Here is a 13600-nt window from a genome sequence, read left to right on the forward strand (position 1 = left end):
GTTGTGCCATTCCATGGCTCAGTACCCGCGCACAAAGCCCCGCAGCGCGGAGGAAAGCTTTTCAGAGCAGCACGAAGTTATCGTCGCGTTTGAACTTTACTCTTTCAACTGCTCTTCAAGGCCGCAGCAGTCGCCCTTCATATAACTCGCCAGCAAAGGCGGGCAGTTTCGGGTGGCGGTGCTGGCGGGCGGTGTCGGCCTTAAAGCCGGCGTTTTGGAAGATACGGGCGGTGTCGCGGGTGAGCTGGCAGCCGCAGGCCAGCGGTTTCCAGGCTGGATTCAGGGTTTTTTGTAAGCGTTGAATCCAGGGGCGTTCGCTCAGTACATGCTCCAGCGACAACAAGGAGCCACCGGGCTTGAGCACGCGGAAGGCCTCTCGTGCCGCCTGTTCCGGATCAGGGATGGTGCAGAACACCAGGCAGGCAATCACCGTGTCAAAATGCTGATCGGGGTAGGGAAGCTGCTGGGCATCGCCTTCTTGCAGGTGGAACCGTTCGGGGGAATCGCACTGCTGTGCACTGTCTCGGGCCAATGAGAGCAGCCCGCTGGCGGGCTCGATACCGTGAATTTCAGTGGCAGTTTGGCTGTAGAAAGGGAAGTTGGCGCCGGTGCCGACGCCCAGTTCCAGTACTCGGCCACTGGCCTGGGCCAGCAGCCGTTGCCGGTCCCGGTAGACGGGGCGGGTGCCCCAATCCAGTAATACCGGGAACAGCTTATCTTCGTAAAGGGACATATGTTGCCTGTTAGTTGCGCTCGGGCAGGATGTAGTTGTCCGGGTTGTTCAGCATATCCATGCTCAGCGGGTCGCTGATAATACTGGTCAGGTTCCGGTCAGTTTTCTTGCTGTACTTGCGACGCAGTTTCTCGAACTTGCGGAAGCTGCGGAAGTTGAGCGCATACAAGCGCACTTCCTGCAGGCGCTTGTAGGAGTACATGACGTCCAGGGCATCCATGGAATATTCCGGACGAATCTTCATGGCTTTTTCCAGATAGCTGATCGCTTCGTTCAGGTCGCGCTTGCGGTTCATGTAGATCAGTGCGTTGGCGTATTCATAATTGACGATGGGAATATCCGGGGCCAGCGTCAGGGCGTCGGCAAAAGACTCTTCCACCGTGGTGGTGCGCGCGCCATAGGTCATGCGGCCGGTGAACTTGCCCACCCGGCGCATGATGCCCGCGTCCACGCCGGCGCGGAACGCATGTGCCAGCGGTTGGTCGGGCATGATTTCCACTACTTCCTCGGCGCTGTTCTTGATCTTGCCGATATAGCGACGGGCGACCACCACGGGGACCGGGGATTCTTCCGCGATGCGGGCAATGGCGTAGGCGTAACCGAGTTTTACCGAGGCAACAATGGGGGCCACGGCAGGATCGTCGGCCGCTTCTTCCATGTCATCGAAGTACTCTTGCGCCTGGTTGGCCACGTCCTGGAGCATCATGTATTTGGTGCTCTGGCGATCGGTCAGGTAGATGGCGTACATCAGCTGGGAAAACAGGGCGGGGATCTTGCCGATGGGGCCAAGCTGCAGGCCTTCTTCGCGGGCTTCCTGGAAATTACCGGCGAAGAACTTGCGCCATACTTGCAGGCTGCGAGCTTCCAGTGCCTGGTAGTCGCCGTTCCAGTCCGCGATGTCTTCTTTCATGAAGGGATATTTTTCGAACTGTTCCTTCATGTACGCGGCGGAGGGATAGGGTACTTTCAGGCCGCGCATCAGGTATTCCCATTTGTCGCGGATCTGTTTGTCGGTATAGGTGAAGTAGCTTTGCTTATAGGGTACTTCGTTCCATTTTTCGACGAAGATGCGCTCATCCACCGGGATTTCCTGCATTTGCAGTTCTTCCGGGGTGACTTCATCCATTTCGTCGTCGGCCTCGTCATCGCGGGCCGAATGGACTTGCAAGCTGATAGCGCAAAGCGCGATCAGGCACAGAGAGCGCCAGAACGGTACAGAGTATGCTGCCATGATATTTACAGCTCTTGTTGTTGTTGTGTCGTGTAGGCGAACAGGTTCGCCGGGCCCCAATTTTGTGATGGCTTAACAATGCCACGCAGGCGGGACCTGAACAAGTTCTGCTCAGTATGAGTTTGTCGACAGGAGTGTAACGTTAAGGCGCCTGCCCGGTTTGGCGGGCAGGCGAGGGAGAGGGCAGTAATCAGGCGCTGGCGCCGGCGTCGCGCAGGGCTTGTGCGTAATCGTCACCTTTCGGGTGCTGGGCGATCTGATCCAGCAGGGTGCGGCCTTGTGGGTCTTGGGCATCCAGGTCCCGGTTCTGTTCCTTGAAGAAAGTCAGAAAGCGGGTGAAGTCCTCAGCGCGCAGAGCGCGATACGCTTTTTCCAGCAGGTGGAAGTCCCCGTTTACGCCCTCTTCGGGAGGGAAGTCCAGAAACACTGCAATCTGTTCATCAGTCATCGGCTCGCCGATCACCTTTTGCTTGTCTTTACGTTCAGCCATGGGGGTCTCCTCCGTATGCGGCGGCATTATAGAGGCTTGCGGCCTTTGGGGGCCAGTGCAGGTAGGCAGCCTGGCAAGGGGCGGCGTGGAGGAAGGGTGCTGACGGGGAGAGTAAAGGTGTCGGCCACCGGGCGCCAGGCGCCCGATGGCGAACGCGGATCAGGCAGTCATGTCTTTCAGTTTCTTCAGCGGACGTACCTTGACCATGGTGCGGGCAGGCTTGGCTGCGAAGGTGGTGGCTTCCCCGGTGAACGGGTTGATGCCTTTGCGTGCTTTGGTGGCAGGTTTCTTCTGGGTCACGATTTTCAGCAGGCCCGGCAGAGTGAATTGGCCGGCGCCACGCTTTTTCAGGTGACCTTCCATGATATCGCCGAGTTCGTCGAAAACCGCGTTGACGTCTTTCTTGGTCAGGCCGGTGGTTTCGCTGATCTGGTTAACGATCTGGGTTTTGTTCATCGGTTCGGTGATGGTTTTCACCTTGCGAGCCGCTGTAGCGCTGGAAGCTTTAGCAGCTGTCTTTTTCTTTGCAGCCATGGATTGCTTACCCCTTTTTGGTGTCTTCCTGATGTTGTATTGGTTCCGCAGTGATACGGATAACCGGCGGTGCTTCCTTGTCAGGTACGCCCCTGGACTGCACGACACAGAGGGTCACTGATGTGGTTCGCATCTTTTATATGCCATGGATTTTCAGGGCACAAGGCGTAGAGACACTATTTTTCACGGTATTTTGTGAAATTAGGTAGGCATGTGCCCCGTTTGGCAGTGAATTGCCGTCTGGCATGGCTCGGGGACGGTTGAATCGCTATACTGTGGCGCCTTTTTCAACGGTTCGGGGTATGGCGGGCATCAGGCTGGTCCTGGCCCGGGCCGTAACATCAGAAATACAAGCGGACGTTAAGCATGCGAAGCCATTATTGCGGTGATTTGCGAGCCTCCCACGACGGAGAAACAGTAGAGCTTTGCGGTTGGGTTAGTCGCCGCCGTGACCACGGTGGGGTGATCTTCCTCGACCTGCGCGATCGCAATGGTCTGGTACAGGTGGTGTTCGACCCGGATACCGTGGATGCCTTTGCCCTGGCCGATAAAGTGCGCAGCGAGTATGTGGTGCGCCTGAGCGGTCGGGTACGTATGCGCGACGAAGCGGTGCGTAACAGCAAGATGTCCACCGGCGACATCGAAGTGTTGGGCAAGGAGCTGACCATTCTCAATGAGGCCGAAACGCCGCCGTTTGAGCTGGATGCCCACTCCGCCGCTGGCGAAGAAGTGCGCCTCAAATACCGTTATATGGACCTGCGCCGCCCGGAAGTGCTGCGCAACTTCCAGTTTCGCTCGCGCCTGAGCCACGTGGTGCGTGCCTTCCTCGAAGGCGAAGGTTTCATGGATGTGGAAACCCCGATCCTGACCCGGGCGACCCCGGAAGGTGCCCGTGACTATCTGGTACCCAGCCGAACTCATCCCGGCAGTTTCTTTGCGCTGCCGCAGTCCCCGCAGCTGTTCAAGCAGCTGTTGATGGTGGCGGGCTTTGACCGCTACTACCAGATCGCCAAGTGTTTCCGTGATGAAGACTTGCGTGCTGATCGTCAGCCGGAATTTACCCAGATCGATTTGGAAGCGTCCTTCGTGGAAGAAGAAGACATCATGGGTATTACCGAGCGGATGGTGCGTTCGGTGTTTAAAGAGCTGCTGGCGGTGGACTTGCCTGAGTTCCCGCGCATGCCGTTCTCCGAAGCCATGCAGCGCTTCGGGTCCGACAAGCCGGACCTGCGCATCCCGCTGGAGCTGATCGACATCGCCGATCTGCTGGCCGGCGTGGACTTCAAGGTATTCTCCGGCCCGGCCAACGATCCGAAAGGCCGTGTAGCTGCCATGCGAGTGCCGGGCGGATGCAGCCTGTCGCGCAAGGATATCGACGGCTACACCAAGTTTGTCAGCATCTATGGCGCCAAGGGTCTGGCCTATATCAAGGTCAACGATCTGGCAGCAGGCGCGGAAGGCCTGCAGTCGCCGATCCTGAAATTCCTCACCGAGGATGCCATCAAGGGCATTTTGGAGCGCACCGGTGCGGAAACCGGCGACCTGATTTTCTTCGGTGCCGATAAGGCCAAGATCGTCAACGAAGCGCTGGGTGCTTTGCGCGTCAAAGTAGGCCACGACCTGAATCTGGTTGAAGGCGACTGGGCGCCGCTGTGGGTGGTCGACTTCCCCATGTTCGAGGAAGACGAAGGCCAGTATCACGCCCTGCATCACCCCTTCACTATGCCCAGCTGTAGCGCGGAAGAGCTTAAAAGTAACCCGGCAGAGGCGCTCTCGCGGGCCTATGACATGGTGCTCAACGGCACCGAGCTGGGCGGCGGTTCTATCCGTATCCACAACCCGGCCATGCAGCGCACCGTGTTTGAGGCGTTGGGTATTTCCGATGAAGAAGCGGATGAGAAGTTCGGCTTCCTGCTCGACGGCCTGAAGTACGGTGCGCCGCCTCACGGTGGCTTGGCCTTCGGTCTGGATCGTATGGTGATGCTAATGACCGGCTGCGAGTCGATCCGTGATGTGATCGCCTTTCCGAAAACCCAGACCGCAGCCTGCACCATGACTAATGCGCCGTCACCGGTGGACAATAAGCAGCTGCGTGAAGTGGGCGTACAGGTACGAAAAGAAGAAGGTTGATATCAAGAGACGCAGGCATGCATCACGAAGTACGCCTCACGCAAAGAGGCGTGCCGCAAACGTGTTGCGTGACGCATGCTGCGTGCTGGCGGAGGTAACATGGCAGGACATAGTAAGTGGGCCAACATCAAGCACCGCAAGGCGGCCCAGGATGCCAAGCGCGGTAAGGTCTTCACCAAACTGATCCGCGAACTCACCGTGGCCGCGAAAATGGGCGGCGGGGAGCCTAACGATAATCCGCGTTTGCGCGCTGCCATCGACAAAGCGCTTGGCCAGAACATGACCCGTGACACCATCGATCGGGCGGTTAAGCGTGGTGCTGGCGGTGATGATGATGCCAACATGGACGAAATCACCTACGAAGGGTACGGCAAGGGTGGCGTGGCGGTTCTGGTAGAAACCATGACCGACAACGTAAACCGCACCGTGGCCGAAGTGCGCCATGCGTTTTCCAAGTTTGCCGGCAATATGGGCACCAGTGGTTCCGTAGCCTTCCTGTTCACCAAGCGCGGCGAGATCTTCTTTGAGCCGGGCGTGGACGAAGAAAAGTTGATGGAAGTGGCCCTGGAAGCTGGCGCTGAAGACGTGGAAGAGGTTGGTGAAGAGGGCGGTGATGGCTTTGTCGTCACTACCACTCCGGACAATAGCTTCGGTGAAGTCGTGGATGCCCTGCGCGGCGCCGGGCTGGAATTTGCCGAGGCGGAAGTCACCATGCACCCGTCTACGGAAGCGGAAATGGATATCGACACCGCCGAAACCGTGCAAAAGATGATCGACATGCTGGAAGATCTGGATGACGTGCAAAACGTCTACACCAACGCCAGCTGGCCAGCGCCAGAAGAACAGGAATAGCGGTAAGCTTCAAGCTACAAGCTGCAAGGAAAATCAAAAGCCCCGAATAGTTTGGGGCTTTTTGTTATCTGGCGTTTGATGGATGGATTCTCGGGCGCAGTTGTAATCCATCCCTGGGTTTGTCGCGTGTTGCATCAGGCGTGCGGCGTGAGGCGCCTCTTAATCAAGCTGGACATTTGGACAGTGCTCGGGTAGAACTGGGCCAGCTATCGAGCAGCTGTCTTTTTATCATCGGTCAGAGAAATATGGCGCTTATCTTAGGTATCGATCCCGGCTCGCGCCGCACCGGTTACGGGCTGGTGGAGCAGGTGGGGAACCGTTCCCGGGCCGTGGCATTCGGCACTATTGCCACCACCCACAAGGAAATTCCGCCCCGTTTGGGGGAGATCTTCGCTGGCATTGATCAGGTGGTGAAAGAGTTTGGTCCGGCGGAAGTCAGCATCGAAAAAGTCTTTATGGCTCGCAACGCGGACTCTGCCCTGAAACTGGGGCAGGCCCGAGGAGCCGCCATTGCGGCCGTTATGCAGGCCCATGTTCCGGTGTTCGAATATTCCGCTCGCCAAGTAAAGCAGGCAGTGGTCGGCAAAGGCGGCGCGGAAAAGAACCAGGTGGGGGAAATGGTGAAGTATCTGTTGAAGCTGGAGCAGCGCCCCCAGGAAGACGCTGCCGATGCGCTGGCCATCGCTCTCTGTCACGCCCATATGCGTGTTTCTCTGGCCAGAATGGGCGGTGCAACGGCTGTCAGACGAGGGCGGCTTCGTTAAGCTTGCGCCTTAATCACACGCTAACAACACGGATAAACCCATGATCGGACAACTTCGCGGAACCCTGCTGGAAAAGCGTCCCCCGGTATTGCTGCTGGATGTGAACGGCGTTGGCTACGAAGTGGAAGCCCCCATGACGGTGTTTTACGACCTGCCAGAGGCGGGCGCAGAATTGACCCTGCATACCCATTTTGTTGTCCGCGAAGACGCCCAATTGCTGTACGGTTTTGCCGATCGCTATGAGCGTGAGCTGTTCCGCGCCTTGATTAAGGTGAACGGGGTTGGGCCGAAAATGGCTTTGGCGATTCTGTCCGGCATCGAAGCGGATCGACTGGCTCGCTGTATTCAGGATCAGGACACCACCTCGTTGGTAAAGGTGCCGGGCATCGGCAAGAAAACCGCCGAGCGGCTGGTGATCGAAATGAGTGATCGGCTCGACAAGATTGACGGTGGCCCGGTGAATTTGCCCGGTCGGGTGGATACACGTCAGCCTGATGACGCCCGCAGCGATGCCATTGCTGCCCTGGAAGCGCTGGGCTATCGCAATAAGGACGCTGCCGCTGCGGTGGGGAAGGCTGCGGATGAGGATGGCCTTAGCAGTGAGCAATTGATCCGCAAGGCGCTCAAAAGCCTGGCCCGCTAGTGTCTTAATCCGGTGTCGCCCTTCACTTTGTGATAACAGTAATAGCAGTACGGTATCAGGGTGCGATACGCTAGCGACATTCAACGATGTAGAGGCAAGCCCGCCGCAGGCATGGATAACGAACGAGTGATTACCGCGGCTGCGGTTGGCAGCCAGGAAGAGCAACAGGACAGGGCTATTCGTCCGGCCAGCCTGGCGGATTATCACGGGCAGGCGAAAGTCAGCGAGCGCATGGAAATCTTTATTGATGCCGCTCGCGGACGCCGTGAGGCTCTTGACCATACCTTGATTTTCGGCCCGCCGGGTCTCGGCAAGACCACCCTTGCGCATATTATCGCCCGTGAAATGGGTTGCGAGCTGAAGTCGACTTCAGGACCTGTGTTGGAAAAAGCTGGGGACTTGGCCGCTATTCTGACCAATCTGGAAGAAGGCGACGTGCTGTTCGTGGATGAAATTCACCGCCTCTCTCCTGTGGTGGAGGAAATCCTCTACCCGGCCATGGAAGACTATCAGCTGGATATTATGATCGGCGAAGGTCCGGCCGCTCGCTCCATCAAGCTGGACTTGCCCCCCTTTACCTTGGTGGGTGCAACCACCCGCGCCGGTTTGCTTACCGCTCCATTGCGCGATCGCTTCGGCATTGTGCAGCGCCTCGAGTTTTATTCCGTGGATGACCTGTCCGGCATTGTCAGCCGCGCCTGCGATATCCTGGCTATTCCCATCGAAACGGCGGGTGCCATGGAAGTGGCTCGTCGCGCCCGGGGTACGCCGCGTATTGCCAATCGTCTGTTACGGCGGGTGCGCGATTACGCGGAAGTGAAAGGCGATGGACGGATTACTGAGAATATCGCTCAGCGGGCACTGGATATGCTGGAAGTGGACAGTTGCGGCCTGGATGGCACCGACCGCCGTCTGCTGGACATGATAATGCATAAATTTGATGGTGGGCCGGTGGGGCTGGAATCCTTGGCCGCGGCCCTCAACGAGGATTCCGGCACCCTGGAAGAGGTGGTGGAGCCTTACCTTATTCAGCAGGGCTTCATTCAGCGCACCCCGCGCGGGCGTGCGGTGACCAATCACGCTTGGCGACATTTTGGTTTGCAACGTCCCCGGCGTGACGGCGATTTGTTTAATGATTGAAAAAAATGAAGAAAACGGGGAATTTACCCTGCCTGTGCGCGTCTACATCGAAGACACTGATGCCGGTGGCATTGTCTATTACGTGAATTACTTGAAATTCATGGAGCGGGCGCGCACCGAGTTTCTGCGTACGCTGGGGTACCAGCACTATGCACTGGCGGATGAGAATTTTCAGTTTGTGGTTCATTCCGCGAATGTGCAGTATCGCCAGCCGGCGCGCATTGATGATGCGTTGACCGTGACCGCGACACTAAAAAAACTGGGCAAGGCCACGCTGTTTTTCGATCAGCAAGTGCGCAAGGCGGGAACACTGATCTGTCAGGCGGAAATTAAAGTCGCCTGTGTCAGTGCCGACACCCTTAAGCCGGCGGCCATGCCGCTGGCACTGTATAAGACATTTAGCGCGGCCAGCAAAGGAGAACGGCTACATGGTTGAGGCATCCGACATGTCTATCGTCAGTTTGATCAGTCACGCCACGATAGTGGTGCAGCTGGTGATGGCGCTGTTGATTCTGGCGTCGCTGACGTCCTGGTACATGATCGTTGGTCGTTTCCGCGTGCTCGGGCGTGCCCATCGTGCGGGCCGTGCCTTTGAGGAAAAGTTTTGGTCCAGCGATGATCTGGCGTCCCTCTACAACCAGAGCCGTAAAGACCCAGACGTGGATTCCGGTACTGAAGCCATTTTCCGTGCCGGTTTTCAGGAGTTTGTTCGGCTTTCCAAAAGTACCCGTGGTGCCGAAGCCGTTATGGATGGTGCCCAGCGGGCCATGCGCGTTGCCCTGCAGCGTGAACAGACTCGCCTCACCAAGCATTTGCCGTTTCTGGCCACGGTTGGCTCCACCAGCCCTTATGTGGGCCTGTTCGGTACGGTCTGGGGCATCATGAATTCCTTTATGGCGCTGGCTAACGTGAAACAAGCCACGCTGAGTGTGGTGGCACCGGGCATTGCGGAAGCGTTGATTGCGACGGCCATCGGTTTGTTCGCGGCGATCCCGGCGGTGATGGCCTATAACCGCTTCTCCGCCCAGAGTGATGCTTTGCTGACGGAAAATGAAATGTTCGCGGAAGAGTTCTCTTCCGTACTGCACCGTCAGGCCCATGGGCGCGAAGCATGAGCATGAGCGGCGTAAAGATACGGGTGCCACGCAAGCTCGTTGCCGAGATGAACGTGGTGCCCTACATCGATGTGATGCTGGTGCTGTTGGTGATCTTCATGGCCACGGCGCCGATGATGACTCAAGGCATCAATGTGGATTTGCCGGACAGTAACAGCGACCCCATTGATACCACCAAAAACGAGCCGGTGGTTATTTCCGTTACTGCCGATGGCAGTTATTTCATCGATGTGGGTGGCGACAGCCAGAAATCGTCCAGCCTGGAAACCGTGAAAGGCCATGTGCTGCGCATCCACAAGCACAAGCCGTCCACCCTGTTTTTGGTGGAAGGGGATGGCAACGTGGCCTATTCCCGGGTGGTATCGCTGATGGGTGCGTTACAGGAAGCGGGTATTTCCCAGCTTGGGTTGGTGACCGAACCGCAGGGACGCAATGAGTGATCGCCGCGTTGCGTTGCTGTTTACGCTGTTTATCCACCTGCTGGTGTTCGGGTTGCTGGTGTTCAGTTGGAGTACAGACCCGTCCCTGCACAAGGCCCCGGTGGTGCCGCCCCATGTAAAGGCGACCATGGTCGAGCGGTCGAAACAACAAAAGGCGCCAGTGGCGAAGCCGAAAACGGAAGTGAAACCGACGCCCAAACCGGCAGCGAAGCCCAAGCCCAAGCCAAAACCTGAACCAAAAGCGGAGCCCAAGCCAAAGCCGAAACCCAAACCCGCGCCGAAACCGACGCCCAAGCCTGAGCCAAAACCCAAGCCCAAGCCTGCGCCGGAGAAAAAACCGGATCCGGTAAAGAAGCCGGATCCGAAGCCAGAATCCAAGTCTGATCCGGAACCCGTGGTGCCGGACATCGACACACAGAGTGTTGAAGAAATGCTGGCCGAGGAAGAGCTGGAAATGGACAGCAAGAGCAAGGCGTCCGACCAGCCCGATCAGGAAGCGGCCAGTAATGCGGACCAGGCCGACGCTGAAGTGGCAAGTTTTACCGATGCCATTGCCGCCCATGTAGGGCAGAAATGGCGAATTCCCGGCAATTACCGTAACCGGGATGACATCAAAACGCAGGTAAGAATACAGATGATCCCGGGCGGTGAAGTGATCAATGTATCGGTGGCACAAAGCAGTGGTTACCCGGATTTCGACGAATCGGTCATGAATGCCGTCAAGTTGGCCAGCCCGCTACCCGTACCGGATGGTCAGCTGTTTAACGAACAGTTTCGCTCACTGGTGATCGAATTTGATCCTGGAGTTGCACGATGATAGGTGTGTTAAGGATGCAGCAAACCTGTAAACGCAAAATGTGGACACAAGTCAGCATCGCCTTGATGGCGGCCCTGTGGATGGTAAATGCCCAGGCAGAGTTGCTGATCAAGGTGACGGAAGGCCGCGTGGATGCGGTGCCTATTGCCGTTGTGCCCTTTGATGGTGCGCAAAATGCGCCGGAAGATGTGTCCGAAATCATTCAGGCCGACCTGCATCGCAGCGGCCAGTTCAAGCCGTTGCCAGCGGAAGACATGCTCAGCCGCCCGCGCAACGAGCAGGAAATGATTTACCGGGACTTCAAGGTGCTGGGCACGGAATATGTGATCACTGGCAGCATGAAGCGTCAGGAGACCGGTGGCTACGAAGTCAGCTATGCGCTATTTGATGTGGCCCGGCAGAAAAAACTGATGTCGGAAACCTATCGTCCGCCAGAATCGCAGTTGCGTGATGTGGCTCATGCCATCAGTGACCGTATTTATGAGCAGCTCACCGGCATTCCCGGCGCCTTCTCCACCAAAATTCTTTACGTGACGCACAATCGCCATGATGCCAACCCGTATCAGCTGCAATATGCGGACGCCGATGGTCATCGAGTGACTACGATTCTGCGCAGTAAAGAGCCCATCATGAGCCCCACCTGGTCGCCTGATGGCAGGAAAATTGCTTACGTATCGTTTGAAGATCAGGGGCGCCCGGCGATTTATATTCATAGCCTGGCCACCACCGAGCGGGAAAAAGTGTCCAGTTTTAGTGGCATTAACGGTGCCCCGGACTGGTCGCCGGATGGCCAGAAGCTGGCGCTGACGCTGTCGCGCGACGGTAATCCCGAAATTTATATGTTAAATCTGTCCACCAAAGGGCTGACCCGGTTAACCAACAATTACGGCATTGATACCGAGCCGCGCTGGTTACCGGATGGCGAACACCTGGTGTTCACTTCCAGCCGTTCTGGTGGCCCACAGATTTATAAACTGAACATAAATGATAAGTCGGTCCGGCGGGTGTCGTTCCAGGGTGCCTATAATGCGCGCTCGGATGTTACCCCCGATGGCCGCTATCTCGTTTATGTGCATCGGCGAAATGGAAATTTCAATGTCGGTGTGCAGGACCTCCAGCGTGGCACATTTAATATTGTGACCCGCACCGATATGGATGAATCGCCCAGTGTTGCACCCAATGGAAGTATGGTAATTTACGGGACGCAACACGGGGGAACGGGGGTTCTGGAAGCCGTATCCATCGATGGCAGAGTGAAAGTTGAGCTGCCGTCGAAGGAAGGGGAAGTCAGAGAACCGGCATGGTCGCCGTTCCTCTGAGTGGTTCTCGGAATCCAATACTAGGAAATTATAGGAGCTTTTCGCATGCGTTCATTACTTAACCCGCTGTTTGCCATTGTGCTGGCAGCTGCCCTGGCAGCCTGTTCCAGCACCCCGACTGAAGACGACTCTTCTGCCACGGACAACATGTCCCAGCAGACTGACACTTCTCCGGTCACTCCGGTTGAGCCGTCAGAGCCGGTTAAGCCGGACACCAGCAGCATCCCGCTGACTGCTGACAACTTCTACAACCATCCGTCTAACTATGACGGTACTACCGATTCTCGCGTTATCTACTTCGCGTTCGACAGCAACACCGTTCCGGCTGCGGCTTTCGAAACCCTGCGTGCCCACGCGACCTACCTGAAGAATAACGCTAACGCGAAAATTCGCATGGAAGGTCACGCTGATGAGCGCGGTACCCGTGAATACAACGTTGCTCTGTCTGAGCGTCGTTCCAAAGCGGTAGAGAAGTTCCTGCGCGTACAGGGTGTTGCTTCTTCACAGCTGGAAATCGTTTCCTACGGTGAAGAGAAGCCGGCAGCCTTTGGCCACGGTGAAATGGACTGGGCCAAGAATCGCCGCGTAGAAATTAACTACCTGTCCGGCCGTCCGTAAGGCATGAAGGTAGTGATGACAGCGCGCCTGCTCGCAGGCGCGATGCTCAGCTCCCTGGTGTTCTGTGCGCATGCACAGAGCACTGGGCCGCTGGCCGTTGAAGAGCGCAGCCTCGCCCAAGCGCAGTCGCAAATGCGCAATACCTCCACACCGTCTGCTGCGGTGAACGAGGATGGGTTGATGGTGTTGATGCAACAGCAGCAACAATTTGAAGAACAGATTCAGCAGCTGCAAGGGCAGCTGGAAGAATTGCGCCACGAGCTTTCCACTCTCAAGGAAGCCGAACGCGAGCGTTATCTGGATCTGGATACCCGAATTAATACGCTGGCTGAACGGGGACAGACCGAGCAGCCAGAGGACGGCGCTGAAGGGGATAATGACCCGGAAGCGGACCGTGCCGCCTACAATGCCGCCAAGGACAAATTGGTCAGTGGTGACTTCAAGGGGGCCATTGCCGGTTTCGAGGCCTACTTGGGTGAATTCCCGCAGGGAATGTCCCGGGCCAACGCCCATTTCTGGGCGGGCAAGCTGTACAGTGACCTGAAAGAGCCGGACTTGAAGAAAGCCGAAACCCATTTTCAGGCGGTGGCTGACGATTATCCGGACCATAGCAAGGCCCCGAAAAGCCTCTATATTCTGGCTGTCATGCAGGCCAAGGCCGGTGAGGTTTCGCCCGCCAAGGTCAATTTGCACAAGCTGATCAAGCAATACCCGGATAGTAGTGAAGCCGGCCAGGCCAAGAGCTTGCTGGACCAGCTCAACCCGTAGATGTCT

The 13600-nt window shown here is 57.1% G+C and carries 16 protein-coding genes; 12 read left to right on the forward strand and 4 right to left on the reverse strand.

Translation table 11 applies throughout. The features are described 5' to 3' along the window. Positions 1–115: 115 nt before the first annotated feature. The 4 genes from ABNH18_RS01460 to ABNH18_RS01475 all read right to left on the reverse strand — a co-directional run bounded on the left by ABNH18_RS01460 (position 116) and on the right by ABNH18_RS01475 (position 2988). Positions 116–733, reverse strand: a complete 618-nt coding sequence (locus ABNH18_RS01460) for a class I SAM-dependent methyltransferase (RefSeq protein ID WP_349381108.1) — start codon at positions 731–733, stop codon at positions 116–118. 10 nt (positions 734–743) lie between these two features. After that, complete coding sequence (locus tag ABNH18_RS01465; protein WP_349381109.1) at positions 744–1964, reverse strand: hypothetical protein; 1221 nt, start codon at positions 1962–1964, stop codon at positions 744–746. A gap of 190 nt (positions 1965–2154) precedes the next feature. Then, on the reverse strand, positions 2155–2454 hold the full coding sequence (locus tag ABNH18_RS01470) for a PA4642 family protein (protein WP_349381110.1): 300 nt from the start codon (positions 2452–2454) through the stop codon (positions 2155–2157). A 159-nt stretch (positions 2455–2613) separates the two neighbouring features. Further along, the gene (locus ABNH18_RS01475) at positions 2614–2988 is read right to left on the reverse strand and encodes an HU family DNA-binding protein (protein WP_349381111.1); all 375 of its coding nucleotides are present in this window, start codon (positions 2986–2988) and stop codon (positions 2614–2616) included. A gap of 366 nt (positions 2989–3354) precedes the next feature. Between ABNH18_RS01475 and aspS the strand changes: the two genes are divergently transcribed. The 12 genes from aspS (at position 3355) to ybgF (ending at position 13594) form a co-directional block, all read left to right on the forward strand. Then, positions 3355–5118: an aspartate--tRNA ligase gene (gene aspS / locus ABNH18_RS01480; protein WP_349381112.1), complete on the forward strand. Its 1764-nt coding sequence runs from the start codon at positions 3355–3357 to the stop codon at positions 5116–5118. 99 nt (positions 5119–5217) lie between these two features. Next, positions 5218–5970 carry a YebC/PmpR family DNA-binding transcriptional regulator gene (locus ABNH18_RS01485; RefSeq protein WP_349381113.1) on the forward strand — a complete coding sequence of 251 codons (753 nt, stop codon included), beginning with the start codon at positions 5218–5220 and terminating at the stop codon, positions 5968–5970. A gap of 245 nt (positions 5971–6215) precedes the next feature. Continuing rightward, the gene (gene ruvC, locus ABNH18_RS01490; RefSeq protein WP_290493839.1) at positions 6216–6734 is read left to right on the forward strand and encodes a crossover junction endodeoxyribonuclease RuvC; all 519 of its coding nucleotides are present in this window, start codon (positions 6216–6218) and stop codon (positions 6732–6734) included. Between the two features lie 40 nt (positions 6735–6774). Continuing rightward, a complete protein-coding gene (gene ruvA / locus ABNH18_RS01495) occupies positions 6775–7377 on the forward strand; it encodes a Holliday junction branch migration protein RuvA (protein ID WP_349381114.1) in 603 nt (200 codons plus the stop codon). A 111-nt stretch (positions 7378–7488) separates the two neighbouring features. Then, the gene (ruvB, locus tag ABNH18_RS01500) at positions 7489–8517 is read left to right on the forward strand and encodes a Holliday junction branch migration DNA helicase RuvB (RefSeq protein WP_349381115.1); all 1029 of its coding nucleotides are present in this window, start codon (positions 7489–7491) and stop codon (positions 8515–8517) included. Further along, a complete protein-coding gene (gene ybgC, locus ABNH18_RS01505) occupies positions 8510–8953 on the forward strand; it encodes a tol-pal system-associated acyl-CoA thioesterase (protein WP_349381116.1) in 444 nt (147 codons plus the stop codon). The genes ruvB and ybgC overlap by 8 nt, the downstream gene beginning before the upstream one ends. Next, positions 8946–9632, forward strand: a complete 687-nt coding sequence (gene tolQ / locus ABNH18_RS01510) for a protein TolQ (protein WP_349381117.1) — start codon at positions 8946–8948, stop codon at positions 9630–9632. The genes ybgC and tolQ overlap by 8 nt, the downstream gene beginning before the upstream one ends. Before the next feature lie 2 nt (positions 9633–9634). Continuing rightward, positions 9635–10072 (forward strand): protein TolR, encoded by a 438-nt coding sequence (gene tolR / locus ABNH18_RS01515; RefSeq protein WP_349381341.1) that lies wholly within the window; start codon positions 9635–9637, stop codon positions 10070–10072. Beyond that, positions 10065–10889 carry a cell envelope integrity protein TolA gene (gene tolA / locus ABNH18_RS01520; protein ID WP_349381118.1) on the forward strand — a complete coding sequence of 275 codons (825 nt, stop codon included), beginning with the start codon at positions 10065–10067 and terminating at the stop codon, positions 10887–10889. The genes tolR and tolA overlap by 8 nt, the downstream gene beginning before the upstream one ends. Before the next feature lie 14 nt (positions 10890–10903). Further along, positions 10904–12208 carry a Tol-Pal system beta propeller repeat protein TolB gene (tolB, locus tag ABNH18_RS01525; RefSeq protein ID WP_349381119.1) on the forward strand — a complete coding sequence of 435 codons (1305 nt, stop codon included), beginning with the start codon at positions 10904–10906 and terminating at the stop codon, positions 12206–12208. A gap of 45 nt (positions 12209–12253) precedes the next feature. Then, entirely contained in the window at positions 12254–12826 is a 573-nt protein-coding gene (gene pal, locus ABNH18_RS01530) for a peptidoglycan-associated lipoprotein Pal (protein ID WP_349381120.1), read from the forward strand. Positions 12827–12841: 15 nt separating this feature from the next. After that, the gene (ybgF, locus tag ABNH18_RS01535; protein WP_349381121.1) at positions 12842–13594 is read left to right on the forward strand and encodes a tol-pal system protein YbgF; all 753 of its coding nucleotides are present in this window, start codon (positions 12842–12844) and stop codon (positions 13592–13594) included. The last annotated feature ends 6 nt before the right edge of the window (positions 13595–13600 follow it).

The organism is Alcanivorax sp. (assembly GCF_040118815.1).
Taxonomy (GTDB): domain Bacteria; phylum Pseudomonadota; class Gammaproteobacteria; order Pseudomonadales; family Alcanivoracaceae; genus Alcanivorax.